Here is a 17,458-nt window from a genome sequence, read left to right on the forward strand (position 1 = left end):
AGTTTTCCGTCTGGAATTGCCTCAGAGCCTCAGCGCGCCCGCGATCTTGGGCGCGGCTTCGCGCCAGTCCTGCACGACGATGACGTCGTTCGCGACCGGCGGCAGGAACGCGCGCAGCGAATTGTCGGCCATCAAGTGGAAAAGATCTGCGTCGGCCACCGCTTCCCGCACCGACGCCAGATTGTGCGGCTGATCGTCGACGAAGACCACCGGCCGGCCGCTCTTGCCGCGCAGCCTGGCCACTGCCGGCCCTTTGGCCATCTCGGTGGTCAACAGCGGATAGCGTAGCCCCAGGGCATCGAGATGGGCACGGCGCACGGCGCGATGCCTGTGCGGCATGGCGGTCAAGAGGATGATTTCCGCGCGGCCGCCAAGCCCCGCCAGCGCTTCCGTGGCACCATCGGTGATGCTCTGCCAATCGGCCTGCGCGTCGAAGAAATCGCCCAGGAGCGCCGTTACCTCGGGCTGTTCGATCAGCCGGCCGCTGGCCGTTTCGGCAATGTTGCCGGTCAGGCGGAAGGAGGCCAGCGTCAGGCCGTAACCGCGCGACTTGAGGAAGTCCGGGAAGGGCCGGATGAATTCGAGCACAACATCGTCGACATCGAGCACCAGCAATGGCCTGTCGTCGGCCGCCAGTTCCTCGATCTGGCGCGCGGTCTCCGGATCGTCGCTCATATGGAATGCTCGTGATTGTCGTCGCCGAGCGGCAGCGCCCGCAATGCCTTGCCGACGGCTGCTGGCGGCGTACCGGTTTCCTCGGCAAAGCGCATCAGGGTCGGCTCGTGGGCGAGAATGAACTGCAGGACGCCGGCTAGGAAACCCGGCTCGCCGGCGGCCCGGCGGATGGAATGCGCCTCTATCCCGGTGATCGCCAGGAAACGGGGCAACAGCTCCGGATCGGAGGCGACGAAGCCCAGTGCCTTGACGGCAATGGTTTCAGCCTCTTCGCGCATTGACGCCGCGTTTGCCATCACTACCTTCGGTGTGTGGAATGAGTCTCTCCCGCAGTAATGGCAAGATCTGCTTGCGGCAAGCCTTTACAGCGCGGCGCGCCTTTTGGACGCGCGGGAGGCGAGGTGGAATTCGCGACGCTTTGCAGCCCGAGGGTTTCCGTTTCGTCAATCATATTGCCGTATAGTGAAGCAGGGTTTGGTGCGTTCAAGGGAAGTTCGCATGACGGCCGCCTTCGAGCGGAGGGACGGCCGAGACGGGATGTCGATGCCTAAGAAGGTCATGATCGTCGAGGACAATGAGCTCAACATGAAGCTCTTTCGGGACCTCATAGAAGCCAGCGGCTACGAGACAGTGCGCACCCGCAACGGTCTGGAGGCCCTCGACCTCGCGCGCCAGCATCGGCCGGATCTCATCCTGATGGACATCCAATTGCCCGAAGTGTCGGGACTGGAAGTGACCAAATGGCTGAAGGAAGACGACGATTTGCATGTCATCCCGGTCATCGCCGTGACCGCCTTCGCCATGAAGGGCGACGAAGAGCGCATCCGCCAGGGCGGCTGCGAGGCTTATATTTCGAAGCCGATCTCGGTGCCGCGTTTCATCGAAACCATCAAATCCTACCTGGGCGATGCCTGATGCGCCCTTCCAGCCGAGCCGGAGCCTTATGAAATGACCGCGCGGATCCTCGTCGTCGACGACATCCCTGCCAATGTGAGGCTGCTGGAGGTCCGGCTGCTGGCCGAGTATTTCGAGGTGCTGACCGCCACCAACGGGCCCGATGCGATCGAGACCTGCGAGAACGGCAAGGTCGACGTCGTGCTGCTCGACGTGATGATGCCCGAGATGGACGGGTTCGAGGTCTGTCGCCGGTTGAAGAGCGATCCGGCGACGTCGCACATCCCGGTGGTGATGATCACCGCACTCGACCAGGTTTCCGACCGCGTGCGCGGGCTCGAGGCCGGCGCCGACGATTTCCTGACCAAGCCGGTCAACGACCTGCAGCTGATGACGCGCGTCAAAAGCCTGGTCCGGCTGAAATCGCTGACCGACGAACTCAGGCTGCGCGCCTCGACGACGCGCAACATCGGCATCGAGGAACTGCTCAGCCGCAATTTCGCGTCCGAGGACACGGTGCCGAAAGTGCTTTTGATCGACGAACGTAAATCGTCGGTCGAGCGCATCCAGAAGATGCTGCGCGACCGCGCCGACCTCGACGTCACCAGCGATCCGCATGCCGGTTTCTTCCAGGCTGCCGAGACACCCTATGAATGCGTGATGATCTCGACGGCGTTCGCCGATTTCGACCCGCTCAGGCTCTGCTCGCAGCTGCGTTCGCTCGACCGCACCCGTTTCGTGCCGATCATCCTTTTGGCGGATGAGGGCGAGGAGGAGCGCATCATCCGTGGCCTCGAGCTCGGCATCAATGACTATCTGATGCGCCCGATCGACCAGCAGGAGCTGACGGCGCGGCTGCGCACCCAGGTGCGCCGCAAGCGCTACAACGACCAATTGCGCGCCAGCGTCACCCAGACCATCGAAATGGCGGTGACCGACGGCCTTACCGGGCTGCACAACCGCCGCTATCTCGACAGCCACCTGCAGACGCTGTTCGACCGCGCCGTGGCGCGGCGCAGGCCGCTTTCGGTGATGATCACCGATCTCGACCGCTTCAAGGCGATCAATGACACGCATGGCCATGACGGCGGCGACGAGGTGCTGCGGGAGTTCGCGCGGCGGCTGCGCAAGAACGTTCGCGGCATCGACCTTGCCTGCCGGTTCGGCGGTGAGGAGTTCGTGGTGGTGATGCCGGATACCGATGGCGCCGTGGCTGAGAAGGTGGCCGAACGCATCCGCGCTGAAATCGCCCAACAGCCGTTTTCCATCGGCGCCGACGGCAAGACGATCGAGGTCACCGTCAGCGTTGGCGTGTCGTCGGTTCTGAAGGGGGTGGATACGGTGGCGGCGCTGATGAAGCGCGCCGATCTCGCGCTCTATGAAGCCAAGAGCGGTGGTCGCAACCGCGTCGTTGCCAAGGCGGCGTAGCGCCCAGGCCCGATTATCCAGTCAACCCGACAGGGTTACCCGTTTACCTTAATCCAAGCGATTTCCGAGCATTGGTTAAGAAAGTGTTGATTTTCATAAGCTCTTGCGCAAATGTGCTGGTCAAGACGAAGCCGGCACGAGGATAGATAGCCGGCTCGATCCCCAGAATACCCCATGATGCTCAGGTCCGCCGCATCTCCTGGGTCCGTGGGGTCGGCCGGCCGGCGCTGGCAAATAGTGGCCTCCTCGTACCGCTGCCAAACGCCGACCGGCCCCCTTTCCTGAAAATGACATCAGGACTCTGCGCCAAGCCCCGGTAATTTCGGGGCTTTTTTTGCACATGAAAAATCTCGACGCTCCCTGGACCGTGACGGCTCAATCGCGTGTGACGCACTGCCACGCCGCAATGCGAGGGTCTTACGCCGTTCATCAGGGGAGGGAGAGTCCATGCCCCTCCATTTCATAAATATGGCGCACAAGGGGCTTGCTTCAAGGCCCGGTTCCTCCCGTAAAACCCTGGCCCGAGCCAACGGAAATGGGAGTGACGAGAATGCGTATTGTACCGCGGGCAGACGGATCGCCACGGGATCATGCGGTGGTGATCGCCGGCGGCGGTCCGACCGGGTTGATGCTGGCGGGCGAACTCGCATTGGCCGGCGTCGATGCCGCCATTGTCGAGCGGCGCCCGACCCAGCATCTGATCGGTTTGCGCGCGGGTGGTCTGCACGCACGCACGATCGAGGTTCTCGATCAGCGCGGAATTGCCGATCGGTTCCTCTCGCAGGGGCAGTGCTTCCCGACCGTCGGCTTCCACATGATCCGCTTGGACATCAGCGACTTTCCCAGCCGGCACAACCATCTGCTGGCGCTGCGGCAAAACCATATCGAGCGGATATTGGCCGACTGGGTCGGCGAGTTAGAGGTGCCGATCTATCGCGGACAGGAAGTCACGGGTTTTGCGCAGGATGATGACGGTGTCGACCTGGAGCTGTCCGGTGGCCGACGGGTGAGGGCGCAATACCTCGTCGGATGCGACGGAGGACGCAGCACGATCCGCAAGGCGGCGGGCATCGAGTTCGCCGGATGGGATCCAACGATGAGCTGGATGATCGCCGAGGTCGAGATGTCCAGGGAACCGCCATTGGGCTTTCGCAGCGACGCTTGCGGAATTCATGCGATAGGCAAGATCGAGGATGGCGAGCGAGTTGGTGTCGTGCTGACCGAGCGGCAATTGAACGCCGGCGGCGAGCCGACACTGCGCGATCTCAGCGAGGCGCTCACAGCCATCTACGGCACCGACTACGGCGCCCACAGCCCGACCTGGATATCCAGGTTCACCGACATGACGCGTCAGGCCGCGGCTTACCGCGACAGGCGCGTGCTGCTGGCCGGCGACGCCGCGCATATCCATCCCCCGATGGGCGGGCAGGGGCTCAATATCGGCGTGCAGGACGCGGTCAATCTGGGATGGAAGCTGGCCCAGGTGGTCAAGGGAACCTCACCGGAAAGCCTGCTCGACAGCTACCACGCGGAGCGCCACCCGATTGCCGCCCGCGTCCTGCGCAACACAATGGCGCAGGTCGCGCTTCGTCGCAGGGATGACCGCACCGAGGCTTTGGGCGACATCGTCACCGAGCTTCTCGCCATGGACGAGCCCCGCAGGCGGATCGCCGCGGAAATGTCCGGTCTGGGTGTCCATTACGATCTCGGCGAGGGGCATCCGCTGCTTGGCCGGCGCATGCCCGACCTCGATCTGGCTACAGCCAATGGGCCGTTGCGGCTCTTCACGCTGCTGCATGATGCACGGCCGATGCTCCTCAACCTTGGGGAAGCGGGCAGGCTGGACATTGCGCCCTGGGAGGACCGGGTTCGGCAGATCGACGCCGAATATGCCGGTGCTTGGGAGCTTCCGGCCCTTGGGGCGGTCGCCGCGCCAGATGCTGTTTTGATCCGGCCCGATGGCTATCTGGCCTGGGTCGGCGTTGGAACCCGACACGGTTTGGCCGACGCGCTGACCACCTGGTTCGGACCCCCCGCCGCCAAGGGTTAGGTGACACGGTCGGAAGATCGGCCGGGCGTAACCTTCTGAAAACGCAGCTGCTTCGCTACCTTCAACAGCTTGATGGTGGGTGGTCTCCTGACAAGTGATTGACAGGAGTTTCCATCCATGCAGAAATTGGTTGGACCATTGGACCACTTGTGTGCGCTTCGGGAGGATATGTGGACCAGAACAGCCTGCCACCCATTCAGACGACGGCGCGCGATGACGCCGTGCTGAAGGCGTTGGTGGGCTTTGTTCGTGCCGAGGCCCTGCAGCCGGGCGAGCGGCTTCCGACCGAGCGTATCTTGGCCGAACGGCTCAAGGTCAGCCGCAACACGGTGCGCGAGGCGCTGACACGCTGGGAAGGGCTCGGCCTCGTCGAGCGCCGGCAAGGCAGCGGCACCTATCTCAAGGCGGCGGTGTCACCCGACATGCTGCACATGCCGCTGACGCTCGCGGGCGGCAACGACTTCACCAGCCTGATGCAGACGCTGGAGATCCGTCGCGCGCTGGAGGCCGAGGCTGCCGCATTGTGCGCCGAGCGCGCAAGTCCGGCCGACATCGCCGAGATCGAGCGCAAGCTCGACATTATGGAGCAGGCGTTTCGCACCCGCGACGGCATGTCCTCGGAAGAAGACTGGGAGTTCCACCAGGCGGTCTACCGGGTCTCTGGCAACCCGCTGTTCGAACAGATCATCGCCGCCATGCACGAGCTGTTCCATCGCTTCTGGGAGCACCCGCTCGGCGTGCGCGACTTCGGCCATGCCAGCTTCCCCTATCATCGCACCATCTACGAATGCATCGCCGCGCGCGACCCCCAGGGCGCTCGCGCAGAGGCGCTCAAGCTGATCGCCACCGTCGAGGACGATCTCAAGCGCGGTGCCGCCAAACTCAAACTTTCGAGCCAGACATGAACGAGCACCTGACCGCTTTCGAGTACGACTATCTCGCCGAGGCGGCGACGCTCCTGGCGCACGACGAACCGTTCCCCGGTGGCGCGGTGGTGCCGCCGATCTACCAGACCTCATTGTTCACCTTCGCCAACTATGCCGAAATGGCCGACACCTTTGCCGGCAAACGAAAGCAGCCGATCTATTCGCGCGGCGACAATCCGACGGTGATGGAGTTCGAGGCCCGCGTCGCCGCACTCGAGGGCGCCGAGGCCGCGCGCGGCTTTTCCAGCGGCATGGCCGCGATCAGCGCCACGGTGCTTGCCTTCGTCGGGGCGGGTGAGCGTATCGTCGCGGTGCGCAACTGCTACGGCGATGCCTACCGGCTGTTCGAGCGTCTTCTGCCGCGGCTCAACATCAAGGTCGACTATGTCGACGGCTCCGATCCGGACGCGGTCGCCGCAGCTCTTCCCGGGGCCAAGCTGCTTTATCTGGAGAGCCCGACCTCGATGCTGTTCGAGCTGCAGGATTTGCCACACCTGACCCGGCTGGCCAGGGAGCAGGGCATCATCACAACCATCGACAATTCCTGGGCAACGCCGGTGTTTCAGAAGCCGATCTCGCACGGCGTCGATCTGGTGCTGCATTCGGCCTCGAAATATCTTGGCGGCCATAGCGACACCGTCGCCGGCGTGGTGGCGGGTTCGGCCGCGCACATCAAGCACATCAACGAGCAGACCTATTCCTATCTCGGCGGCAAGCTGTCGCCGTTCGAGGCCTGGCTGCTGCTGCGCGGCTTGCGCACGCTGCCGCTGCGCTTGCCGCATCATATGAAGAGCGGCCTGACCATCGCCGACCGGCTGAAGGCGCATGCCAATGTCGAACGCGTCAACCATCCGGCCTATTCCAACCATCCGGGCAAGGCGACGCTGGCCGGCTATGCCGGCCTGTTCTCCTTCGAGGTGACGGAGGATATCGACATCCCGATCTTCGTCGATGCGCTGAAGTTTTTCCGCATCGGCGTCAGCTGGGGCGGCCATGAGAGCCTGGTCGTGCCGGCCAAGGCGTCGCTGGAACAGACGCCGGGACTGAATTCGATGGCGCGCTTCGGCGTCAGCCCCCGAACCATCCGCTTCAATGTCGGATTGGAAAGTGTCGAAGACCTGTGGGCCGACGTGGCCCAGGCCTTCGAAAAAGCCAGAAAATAACAAGCGGGTTCAAAATGGGAGTCTTGAACATGAAAAAACTGACCGTCATGCTTGCCACCGTTGCGGGGCTGGCGATTTCCGCCGGCGGCGCGCTGGCCGATTCGACCCTGAAGATGGTCGAAGTCATCACCAGCCCGCCGCGCACCGAATTCCTGAAGAAGCAGATCGCCGAGTTCGAAGCAGCCAATCCCGGCGTCAAGGTCGAGCTGATCTCGCTGCCCTGGGGGCAGGCCTTCGAAAAATTCCTGACCATGGTACAGGCCGGCGACACGCCCGACGTGGTCGAGATGCCGGAACGCTGGATGGGCCTCTATGCAAACAATGCCCAGCTCGAGGATCTCGGCCCCTACATGGCCAAATGGGACGACGCCAAGACGCTGGGCGACCGCGCCAAGCAGTTCGGCTCGACCGTCAACAACACCCAGTTCATGATCCCCTACGGCTACTATGTGAACGCGCTGTTCTGGAACAAGAAGCTGTTCAAGGAGGCAGGTCTGGACGGCCCGCCGGCGACGCTCGACGAATTCGTCGCCGACTCCAAGAAGATTTCGGCCATTCCGGGCAAATACGGCTACTGCCTGCGCGGCGGGCCGGGCGCTTTCAATGGCATGCACATGTTCATGAACATCGCTCAGGGCAAGGGCGGCTACTTCAACGAGGACGGCACCTCGACCATCAACGAAGAGGGATCGGTCAAGGGCCTGCAGATGCTGGCTGACATGTACAAGGACGGCCTGGCGCCGAAAGACGCGGTGAGCTGGGGCTTCAACGAAACCGTCACCGGCTTCTATTCCGGCACCTGCGCCATGCTCAACCAGGACCCCGACGCGCTGCTCGGCATCGCCGACAAGATGAGCGCCGACGATTTCGCGGTGGCGCCGCTTCCCGTCGGGCCGAGTGGCAAATCGTATCCGACGCTTGGCTATGCCGGCTGGGCGATGTTCGCCAATTCCCAGCACAAGGACGATGCCTGGAAGCTGATGTCGACGCTGCTGTCGCCGAAGGACAATCTGGAATGGGCCAAGGAAGTCGGTGTCGTCCCGATCCACAACGGTGCCGACCAGGATCCCCATTTCAAGACCGAGCAGTTCAAGGGCTGGTTCACGGAGCTCAGCGACAGCTCCAAATATGAGATGGTGACGCCGCCGACGCATCTGGAGAACCTCGGCAACTTCGTCGACCAGGTGGCGATCAAGAACTTCCAGGAAGTGCTGCTCGGCCAGAAGACCGCCAAGGACGTCGCCGACCAGTGGGCTGCCTTCCTGACCAAGGAACAGCAGGACTGGATGGCGAAGAACAAGAAATAAGCGCGTTCTTTCCTTCTCCCGTTCACGGGGAGAAGGTGTCACGAAGTGACGGATGAGGGGCGGCGGTAGTTTTGCCTACTTTGCGCTGCCCCTCATCTGCCTGCCCATCCTTCGCAGCCGCTGCGCTGCAGCTTCGGAGAGTGAACCGGCACTTCTCCCCGCTCATTGTCCATCCGCTGCTCCAGGGAGCCGATCCTCACCCAATGACCTATGCCGTGTCCGAAATACGATCCGCCGGCAAACCGCGCCGAAAGCGGCTATCGCGCGCCGCTATCGAGCCTTGGCTCTATCTCAGCCCGGCGATCATCCTGCTGGTCGTGGTCCTGCTCGTGCCGCTGGTCATTGGCATCAGCTATTCGTTCCGCAAATTCTCGGCCTTCAAGTCGGAATATGTCGGCTTCGGCCAGTACCAGGCGATGCTCTCGGACCAGGTGCTGGGGCAGGCGCTGGTCAACACGCTGTGGTGGACGGTCGCCAGCCTGTTCTTCCAGTTCTTCCTTGGCCTTGGCCTGGCGCTGCTGCTCGACAAGCCGTTCCGGGGCCGCAAGGCGGTGCAGGCGCTGGTCTTCCTGCCCTGGGCGGTGCCGTCCTTCCTGTCGGGCCTGACATGGGCCTGGCTATTCAACCCGATCGTCGGGCCACTGCCGCACTGGCTGTTCGCCTTGGGGCTGAAGGCCGAGCCGACCAATGTGCTCTCCGATCCCTCGACCGCGATGTGGGGGCCGATCGTCGCCAATATCTGGTTCGGCATTCCGTTCTTCGCCATCACGCTGCTGGCGGCGCTGAAATCGATCCCGTCGGAACTGCATGAGGCGGCGGCGATCGACGGCGCCTCGCCCTGGCAGCGCTTCACCAAGGTGACATTGCCGTTTCTGGCGCCGACCATTGCCATCACCGTGATGCTGCGCACCATCTGGATCGCCACCTTCGCCGACCTGATCTTCGTCATGACCGAGGGCGGTCCGGCCGGCTCGACCAACACGGTACCGGTCTACATCTATGTCAGCGCCTTCAAGTCGCTGGACAAGGGCTATGCCTCGGCGGTGGCCGTGCTGCTGCTCGTGCTATTGATTGCCTATGCGATCGCGCTGATCGCCATCCGCCGCTCGCTGGTGAGGCACGTCTGATGATTGCAGGACGCTCAGCCTCGCAACGCTTCTTCGGCGGCATCGGCCTCTACGCAGCCATCGCCGCTTACGTGATCTTCGCCCTGTTCCCGATCTACTGGACGCTGAAGATATCGGTCACGCCGGAGCGGCTCCTCTATTCCGAAGGCATCACCTTCTGGCCTTCGCAAATGACGTTGCAGAATTTCGTCACCGTGCTCGAGGCCACCGATTTCCCGCGCTATTTCCTCAACAGCGTCATCGTCTCGGTATCGACGGCAGCCCTGGTGACGGTCATTGCGACGCTCGCCGGCTACGCCATGTCGCGCTTCACCTTTCGCGGCAAGGCGGCACTGGCGCTGATGCTGCTCTTGACCCAGACCTTTCCCCTGGTGATGGTCATTCCGCCGATCTACCGCGTCATGGGTCAGATCGGCCTGATCAACAGCCTGACCGGGCTGATCATCATCTACACCGCTTTCAACACCGCGTTCGCGACCTTCCTGATGCAGTCCTTCTTCGACGGCATCCCCAAGGATCTGGAGGAAGCGGCGATGATCGACGGCTGTACCCGTGCCCAGGCAATGCGCAAGGTGATCGTGCCGCTGACGCTGCCCGGCATGGGTGCGACGCTGGGCTTCGTCTTCACCGCCGCCTGGAGCGAGCTTCTGTTCGCCCTGATGCTGATTTCCAGCGACGACCAGAAGACTTTCGCAGTCGGCCTGCTGACCTTCATCGGCAAGTTCGCAGTCGACTGGGGGCAGATGATGGCGGCGTCGATCCTGGCGCTGATCCCGGTCTGCATCTTCTTCGCCTTCCTGCAACGCTATCTCGTCACCGGTCTGACCGCCGGTGCCGTCAAAGGATAGATCGATGGCCTCTGTCACACTCGAAAAAGTCCGCAAGGATTATGGCGCCGTCCGCGTCCTGCATGCGGTCGATCTTGAAATCGCCGACGGCGAATTCGTCGTGCTGGTCGGGCCGTCAGGCTGCGGCAAGTCGACTTTGCTGCGGATGATCGCCGGGCTGGAGGAGGCTTCCGGCGGCGAGATTCGCATCGGCGAGCGGCTGGTCAACGACGTGGCCCCCAAGGACCGCGACATCGCCATGGTGTTCCAGTCCTACGCGCTCTATCCGCATATGGATGTGTCCAAGAACATGGGCTTCAGCCTGATGCTGCGCAAAGCCGAGAAGCCGGCGATCGATGCGCGGGTGGATGGAGCGGCCAAACGGCTGGGCCTGGACACCTTCTTGCAGCGCCTGCCGCGGCAATTGTCTGGCGGCCAGCGCCAGCGCGTCGCCATGGGCCGCGCCATCGTGCGCGATCCCAAGGTTTTCCTGTTCGACGAGCCGCTGTCGAACCTCGACGCCAAGCTACGCGTCCATATGCGGGCCGAGATCAAGGCACTGCACCAGCAGTTGAAGACGACCTCGGTCTACGTCACCCACGACCAGATCGAGGCCATGACCATGGCCGACCGCATCGTCGTGATGCATGACGGGCTGATCCAGCAGGTCGGCGCGCCGCTCGATCTCTACGATCGCCCGGCCAACATGTTCGTTGCGGGCTTCATCGGCTCGCCCGGCATGAATTTCTTGCCGGCGACGGTCCGCAAGGGCGGGAAGTCGGACGCCGTGCTAGCCGACGGCCAGGCACTGCGACTGCCGGACGGACTGCCGCTCGGGGATGGCGATGCGGTCACCGTCGGTCTGCGGCCCGAGCACATCAGGCTGGCCGATGAAGGCGCTTTGCGAGGCGAGGTGGGGGTGGTGGAACCGCTCGGCCTGTCGACGCAGTTTTACGTCAAGCTGGCCAACCAGCAGCTTTGCGTCTTTGCCATGGGCCGTGCCGGCGTCAAGCCCGGCGACATCGTGCGGCTGTCGGCCGACCCGGCGTCGCTGCATCTGTTCGACCCGAAAAGCGGCGACCGCGTAGGTTGAAGCAATCGGCAGGGGCTGGGGTACTTCGGTCTGCTGCCCCTGCCTTGCAAACAAAAAAGCCGCCCATCGGGCGGCGTTCCTGTTTGCAAAGGGAAAACCCAGATTACTTGATCTTGGTTTCCTTGAATTCGACGTGCTTCTTGGCGACCGGGTCGTACTTGCGGAACGACAGCTTGTCGGTCTTGGTGCGGCTGTTCTTGCTGGTCACGTAGAAGAAACCGGTGTCGGCGGTCGACAGAAGCTTGATCTTGATGTTTGCGGCTTTGGCCATGATATCAGTCCGTTATGTTCGTGGGGTTTTGGCCGCTGGAGCACGGGAAAACACCCGGACGCGGGAAACTTGGCGCGACACATAAAGAACGTGCCCGGAAAGTCAAGCCCGGCGATACCCTCTCTTCCTTCTCCCCCTGTGGGAGAAGGTGGATCGGCGCGCAGCGCCGAGACGGTTGAGGGGTGGGTAACGGGGTGCCGTCGGCGCCAAGCTGGAACACCCCTCATCCGACCTCGCTTCGCGAGGCCACCTTCTCCCACAAGGGGAGAAGGGAAGGCCGCTTTATGCTTCTTCCTTAACCGCCGCAACTTTCTTCCAGTCTCCGGTCGTGTTCCACCAGCGATTCGGGTTGGCGCGGTCGTCCAGCCCCTTGGACCTGCTGGCAAGGATCGGCTGGATGCGGATCACCGGCTCCTGATAGGAGTGCGCCTGGAAAATCGCCTCGACGACGCGGGCAGCCAGCGCCTGGTCATCGGGCAATTCGAATGAAACCTCGACCGTGCCCGGGCGGCGGCGCAATTCGGTTTCAGCGCCGGCCGCTGCCCCGTCAAGCGGCCTGTAGCGCTCGATGCCGTGCGCGGACTGATAGGCGTTACGATCGTACTTGCCCATGGCCAGCGGGGCGAGCGCCACCACCGCGTCCATGATGCGGTCGACATCGGCGGCCGGAGCCTGGAAGCTCACAAGCAGCAGAAGCGTCATGCGCAGAGATGTGGTTTCAAAGCCGCTGTCGATCATGGGAGTGTCCTCAACTTCGGATGTTTTGGGGACACTCTTTTAACCGGGTGCTCCTGACAAGGTTCTGTCAGCATCGTGCCTCCGGGGGCGGACAAGGGCTTCGACCGGTGCGAGACTACAAGAGGATCTTGCGGATCAGCCTGAAGCAGACCAGGGCGATGTAGGCGCCGAAGAACAGGCCGAGCGACCAGCCGAAGCCGGACGGGCCGAATGCATCCATGCCGATGCCGATCGCCTGTGGACCGAGCACCATGCCGACGCCGTAACAAAGCACGAAGGCGGCGTTGGCGGATGCCAGTTCATGGCCGGAAAGCTGAGAGCCGAGATGGGCAAGGCCGATCGTGTACATGGCCGCGACAACACCGCCCCAGACAAACAGAAGGGCGGCCATCAGGTGCCAATTCTGAGCAAAGAAGGGCATGAAGACGGTGCCGACGAGGCCGACGGTGGCGCAGGCGAGCAACAGGTAGCGGCGGTCGCTGACGCGATCGCTGATCATGCCGATCGGGATCTGCAGCAAAACGTTGCCGAGACCGATCATGGTCAGCAGCAGTGCCGCGTCGGCTTCGGAATAGCCGATGCGGTTGCCGTAGACCGGAAACAGCGCGAAGCCGCCGGTCTCGACGGCGCCGAAGACCAGGACCGCGGCGGTCGCCGACGGCACCAGCCAGATATAGCGCAGGAAATTGCTGGTTTCGCCATCGGCTACAATGCTCGGGCTCTCGTTGCGCGCGGCCAGCACCGGTATCGCGGCCAGCGTCACCAGCGCGATGATGACGCCGAACGGCCTGAAGCCGGAACTGCCGAGATGGGCGAACAGCCACGGCCCGGCGGCAAAGCCGAGCGACAGGACGGTGGCGTAGATGCCAAGGACCAGACCGCGCCGGTGCGGCGGCGCCGAGGTGCTGATCCAGAACTCCGACAGGATGAACAGCACCGTCAGCGCGATGTGCAGCACGATGCGCAGCGGAAACCACATCCAGAAATCAGGCGCGAAGTGAAAGCCGACGAAGGCCAGCGCGCCGGCGGCGATCATCGCGATCATGGTCCAGGCGACACCAAAGCGCATGGCGAGCGGCGTGGCCAGCGGGGCGCCCGCGATCGAAGCCAGGCCGGCGACGGCCGTGTTGAGGCCGATCATCGAAGCCGAATGGCCGCGCGTTTCCAGGATGACGCTGAGCAACGGCATGCCGAGGCCGATGGCGATGCCGACGACGCTGATCGACGAGATCGCCGCCACCATCGGCAGCCAATGTACGCGTTCGTCGCCCTGTTGTTGGGTATCGACCGTCATGAGATGCTGAATACTCTGTCTTTTTGATCTTAGGCAATTCCGGACGAAAACCGCGTCACGCTTTTCCTGGAAGTGCTCTAGAGAAGTTCGCGGGTGAAGCGGTTGCCGACAAGCCGGTAGAAGGGGACGGAACCGCCCGGACGCAGCAGCGGATCATGGGCGAGGCGCTTTTCCAGCTCGTCCAGGATCATTCGCGTGATGTCGGGGATGTCGGCTTCCCTTGCCTTGGCAAGCGGCAGCCAGACCAGTTCCTCGAGTTCGTTGGTCGGGCCGCCGCCAGCCAATTCGACGGCGACATCGTCGCGCCAGGCGCTGAAGAAGCGCGTATCGAAGCGGCGCACCCGGTTGGGCGGGGTGATGGCCCGCGCGATAAAGCGCAGCATGTCCAGGGAGGGCTGCACGCCATGTTCGGCAAAGCCTTGCCAATCGCGCCTGGCGGTGGCGAAGACGCCTTTACGGCCGATCAGCAGCCCGGCTTCCTCATAGGTCTCGCGGATCGCCGACAGGGCGATGGCGCGGGCGCGCGCCGCGCTCGTGCGACCGGGACCGGCAAGCAGCTTTGCTTCCTGCTCAGCGTGCAACGCGGCGGCGACCGGGATGCGGCTGTCGGCAGGGTCGGTGCGGCCACCGGGAAAAACGAATTTTCCGGGCATGAAGGCATGGCCGGCGTGGCGGCGGCCCATCAGGACCAGCACTTCATCGCCCTTGCGGTCGAGAAGGATCAGGGTCGCGGCATCGCGCGGGCGCATCGGCCGATCGCTATGAGCGACCATGCTCCGCTCGATCCCGTCGACTTGCGCCTTGGTCATACCATCCATGCGCACGACCTAGCGGAAACTTCTTGCATGCGAAAGTGGCCTTGACCATTGGCGTATTGCGCCAGCCTGCACCTCAGGCCCCGGGATGCGGCTCGATTGCATCCTTTTCGCCACCGAATCCGTGCATATAGAACGCCCATTGCAGTCCGATGACGGCACCTTTGACAGGCTGCAGCAGCGCAACCGACAAAAGGATGGTCAAGGGCACCCAGATGACGATGTGCTGCCAGGTCGACAAGGTCGACGTCGCTTCCACACCCATGAAGGCACCGAGAATGATGTGGCCGACAATGACGATGACCAGATAGGCGGGCAGGTCGTCGGCCCGATGGTGGTGGATCTCCTCGCCGCAGACGCTGCAGGTGTCGACGGTCTTGGTGAAGCCGCGGAACAGCTTGCCTTCGCCGCAATTCGGACAACGGCCCAGCAGGCCGCGCTTCATCGCCGTCCACAGCGGGCGGGCAACCCGGCCCGAATGATGTTCGCCACCGAAAACCTGGTCTTGTATCCCTAATTCTTTTGGCATCATCGTCTCCTGCCGCGCGAACCCGGTCGCGATTGCGACGCTCGGGCGCGGCCCTTGGCCTTGTGAAACGACTTGACGGAGCCTGGCAGGGGCTTCGGGTCGGTCAACATCTCGAAGCGCATCGCGCCGGCCATCGGTGCCACCTCGACGAGCCGGACCTCGACGCGATCCGCAAGCTGGTAGCCTTTGCCCGAGCGTTCTCCAAACAGGGAGCGGGCCGCTTCGTCGTATATATAGTAATCGCCGCCCAGAGTTGACACCGGGATGAAACCATCGGCGCCATATTGCGGCAATTGGACAAATAGTCCCGATTTGGTGACGCCGGAGATGCGGGCGTCGAAGCGGTCGTCGATGCGTTCGGCGAGGTAGGCGGCGATCAGCCGGTCGACCGTATCGCGTTCGGCAGCCATTGCTCGGCGTTCCGTGCCGGAGATCAGCACCGCAACGTCTTCGAGCCGAGCCTCTTCGTCGCGCGTCAGCCCGCCCGGGCCGAGGCCGAGTGCGGCGATAAGTCCACGATGCACGATGAGGTCGGCATAGCGGCGGATCGGCGAGGTGAAATGCGCGTAGCGCCTGAGGTTCAGGCCGAAATGGCCGATATTCCCAGGCGAATATTCGGCCTGGCTCTGCGAACGCAGCACCACTTCGTTGACCAGCCCTTCATTGTCGGCGCCGCGCACGCGCTCCAGGATGCCGTTGAACTGGCTGGGCCGCATCTGCGCGCCGCGCGCCAGCGACAGCCCCAGCGTCTGCAGGAATTCGCGCAGCGATTCCTGCTTGGCGAGCGATGGCGCGTCGTGGACGCGGTAGACCAGCGCTTGCTTCTTCGCCTCGAGCGACTCGGCGGCGGCGACATTGGCCTGGATCATGAATTCTTCGATCAGCTTGTGGGCATCGAGCCGCTCCGGCACGATCACGCGATCGACCGTGCCGTCCGGCTTGAGCAGGATCTTGCGCTCCGGCAGGTCGAGTTCCAACGGCTGGCGGCCGTCGCGTCCACGCTTCAGGATCGCGTAGGCGTCCCACAGCGGCTTCAGCACCGTGTCGAGGATCGGGCCGGTCTTGTCATCCGGCACGCCGTCGATCGCCGCCTGCGCCTGCGGGTAGGCGAGCTTCGCCGCCGATTTCATCATGATGCGGTGGAAAGAGTGCCTGATCTTGTGACCGTCGGCGGCGAAGGTCATGCGCACCGCCAGCGCCGGGCGGTCCTGGCCCTCACGCAGCGAACAGAGATCGTTGGAAATGCGTTCGGGCAGCATCGGCACGACGCGATCGGGGAAATAGACCGAATTGCCGCGCTTCAGCGCTTCGCGGTCGAGCGCAGTGCCATAGCGCACATAGGCGGCGACATCGGCGATGGCGACGGTGGCGATCACGCCGCCCGGATTCTTCTCATCGAGGTCCGGCGTGGCGAACACCGCGTCATCGTGGTCCTTGGCGTCGGCCGGGTCGATGGTGACCAGCGGCAGGTCTCGCCAGTCCTCGCGGTGATCGAGCGTCGCCGCCTTGACGGCCTCGGATTCGGCGATGACGTCGGCCGGGAAGATGTGGGGAATGTCGTGGGCGTGGATGGCGATCATCGAGACCGCCTTTTCGCTGGTCAGCGACCCCAGCACATTGAGCACCTTGGCGTGGGGCAGACCGTAGCGCGCGGCGCGCGCGGGCTCGACCTCGACCAGATCGCCGTTTTTGGCGCCGTTCTGGAATTCCTTGTCGACGATCAGTTCCGGCTGGCGCCGTTCCACCGGTTCGATGCGAAAGGTGCCGTCCTTGAGCACGCGGAAGACGCCGAGAACGGCATCGGTGCGTTTCTCGAAGATCTTCATCACCCGGCCGGTATAGGCGGGGCCGCCCAGGGCGACATTCGTCTCGTCGGCGGGAAAGGTCTTGGCCAGCACGCGGTCGCCAATGCCGGGCGCCGGTCCACCACCACTGCGCGACAGGCGGATGGAAACGATGGGCGGCGGTCCATTAGCCGTGTGTTCGATGGGACGCGCCAACAGCACGCCGTCGGCGTCACGGTCGAAAATATCGAGGACCGTGACGTGGGGCAGGGCGCCGACGCGGGCCAGCCCCTTGCGCTCCTTGGTCAGGACACCTTCGTCCTGCAGGTCACGCAAAATGTCCTTCAGCCAGATGCGGTCGTCGCCGCGCAAGGCGAATGCCTTGGCGATGTCGCGCTTTCCGGCGCGATCGGGATTTTCGGCGATGTAGCGCAGGATCTCGTCACGCGAGGGCCGGTAGTCGTCCTTGACCTTGGCCCTGGTGTCGGCGGTGCGCGGATCGCCGTGGCTTCTTCCGGTGATCTTGCGCGCCACGCC

General features: G+C 63.6%; 17 protein-coding genes. 9 read left to right on the forward strand and 8 right to left on the reverse strand.

Features of this window, described 5'->3' with window-relative positions:
- Nucleotides 1-21 precede the first annotated feature (21 nt).
- Both LB568_RS07720 and LB568_RS07725 read right to left on the reverse strand, forming a co-directional pair.
- Complete coding sequence (locus LB568_RS07720) at nt 22-675, reverse strand: DUF2608 domain-containing protein (protein ID WP_224729772.1); 654 nt, start codon at nt 673-675, stop codon at nt 22-24.
- The gene (locus tag LB568_RS07725) at nt 672-971 is read right to left on the reverse strand and encodes a DUF3572 domain-containing protein (protein ID WP_013895207.1); all 300 of its coding nucleotides are present in this window, start codon (nt 969-971) and stop codon (nt 672-674) included. Before LB568_RS07725 ends, LB568_RS07720 begins: the two co-directional genes overlap by 4 nt.
- 247 nt (nt 972-1,218) lie before the next feature.
- Between LB568_RS07725 and LB568_RS07730 the strand changes: the two genes are divergently transcribed.
- The 9 genes from LB568_RS07730 to LB568_RS07770 all read left to right on the forward strand — a co-directional run bounded on the left by LB568_RS07730 (nt 1,219) and on the right by LB568_RS07770 (nt 11,490).
- The gene (locus LB568_RS07730) at nt 1,219-1,590 is read left to right on the forward strand and encodes a response regulator (RefSeq protein WP_006334976.1); all 372 of its coding nucleotides are present in this window, start codon (nt 1,219-1,221) and stop codon (nt 1,588-1,590) included.
- Between the two features lie 33 nt (nt 1,591-1,623).
- Nucleotides 1,624-2,997: a PleD family two-component system response regulator gene (locus LB568_RS07735; RefSeq protein ID WP_224729773.1), complete on the forward strand. Its 1,374-nt coding sequence runs from the start codon at nt 1,624-1,626 to the stop codon at nt 2,995-2,997.
- Between the two features lie 550 nt (nt 2,998-3,547).
- Entirely contained in the window at nt 3,548-5,047 is a 1,500-nt protein-coding gene (locus LB568_RS07740) for an FAD-dependent monooxygenase (RefSeq protein WP_224729926.1), read from the forward strand.
- 170 nt (nt 5,048-5,217) lie between these two features.
- Nucleotides 5,218-5,952, forward strand: coding sequence for a FadR/GntR family transcriptional regulator (locus tag LB568_RS07745; protein WP_013895211.1), 735 nt, complete (start codon nt 5,218-5,220; stop codon nt 5,950-5,952).
- Nucleotides 5,949-7,136, forward strand: coding sequence for a PLP-dependent transferase (locus tag LB568_RS07750; RefSeq protein WP_224729774.1), 1,188 nt, complete (start codon nt 5,949-5,951; stop codon nt 7,134-7,136). The genes LB568_RS07745 and LB568_RS07750 overlap by 4 nt, the downstream gene beginning before the upstream one ends.
- A gap of 29 nt (nt 7,137-7,165) precedes the next feature.
- Nucleotides 7,166-8,443: an ABC transporter substrate-binding protein gene (locus LB568_RS07755; RefSeq protein WP_013895213.1), complete on the forward strand. Its 1,278-nt coding sequence runs from the start codon at nt 7,166-7,168 to the stop codon at nt 8,441-8,443.
- 203 nt (nt 8,444-8,646) lie between these two features.
- Nucleotides 8,647-9,570 (forward strand): carbohydrate ABC transporter permease, encoded by a 924-nt coding sequence (locus LB568_RS07760; RefSeq protein WP_224729775.1) that lies wholly within the window; start codon nt 8,647-8,649, stop codon nt 9,568-9,570.
- Nucleotides 9,570-10,418, forward strand: a complete 849-nt coding sequence (locus tag LB568_RS07765; protein WP_013895215.1) for a carbohydrate ABC transporter permease — start codon at nt 9,570-9,572, stop codon at nt 10,416-10,418. Before LB568_RS07760 ends, LB568_RS07765 begins: the two co-directional genes overlap by 1 nt.
- A gap of 4 nt (nt 10,419-10,422) precedes the next feature.
- The gene (locus LB568_RS07770; RefSeq protein WP_224729776.1) at nt 10,423-11,490 is read left to right on the forward strand and encodes an ABC transporter ATP-binding protein; all 1,068 of its coding nucleotides are present in this window, start codon (nt 10,423-10,425) and stop codon (nt 11,488-11,490) included.
- Nucleotides 11,491-11,593: 103 nt separating this feature from the next.
- Here LB568_RS07770 and rpmG read toward each other — a convergent pair whose 3' ends face one another.
- The 6 genes from rpmG to rnr form a co-directional block, all read right to left on the reverse strand.
- Nucleotides 11,594-11,761 carry a 50S ribosomal protein L33 gene (rpmG, locus tag LB568_RS07775; RefSeq protein ID WP_006201775.1) on the reverse strand — a complete coding sequence of 56 codons (168 nt, stop codon included), beginning with the start codon at nt 11,759-11,761 and terminating at the stop codon, nt 11,594-11,596.
- A gap of 282 nt (nt 11,762-12,043) precedes the next feature.
- Nucleotides 12,044-12,499: a hypothetical protein gene (locus LB568_RS07780; protein WP_013895217.1), complete on the reverse strand. Its 456-nt coding sequence runs from the start codon at nt 12,497-12,499 to the stop codon at nt 12,044-12,046.
- A gap of 115 nt (nt 12,500-12,614) precedes the next feature.
- Nucleotides 12,615-13,793, reverse strand: a complete 1,179-nt coding sequence (locus tag LB568_RS07785; protein ID WP_013895218.1) for an MFS transporter — start codon at nt 13,791-13,793, stop codon at nt 12,615-12,617.
- 77 nt (nt 13,794-13,870) lie between these two features.
- The gene (locus LB568_RS07790; RefSeq protein ID WP_224729777.1) at nt 13,871-14,611 is read right to left on the reverse strand and encodes an NUDIX hydrolase; all 741 of its coding nucleotides are present in this window, start codon (nt 14,609-14,611) and stop codon (nt 13,871-13,873) included.
- A 73-nt stretch (nt 14,612-14,684) separates the two neighbouring features.
- A complete protein-coding gene (locus tag LB568_RS07795; protein ID WP_224729778.1) occupies nt 14,685-15,137 on the reverse strand; it encodes a DUF983 domain-containing protein in 453 nt (150 codons plus the stop codon).
- Nucleotides 15,137-17,455 carry a ribonuclease R gene (gene rnr / locus LB568_RS07800; protein WP_224729779.1) on the reverse strand — a complete coding sequence of 773 codons (2,319 nt, stop codon included), beginning with the start codon at nt 17,453-17,455 and terminating at the stop codon, nt 15,137-15,139. Before rnr ends, LB568_RS07795 begins: the two co-directional genes overlap by 1 nt.
- Nucleotides 17,456-17,458: the final 3 nt, after the last annotated feature.

It is taken from the genome of Mesorhizobium sp. B263B2A, assembly GCF_020165775.1.
Taxonomy (GTDB): Bacteria; Pseudomonadota; Alphaproteobacteria; order Rhizobiales; family Rhizobiaceae; genus Mesorhizobium; species Mesorhizobium opportunistum.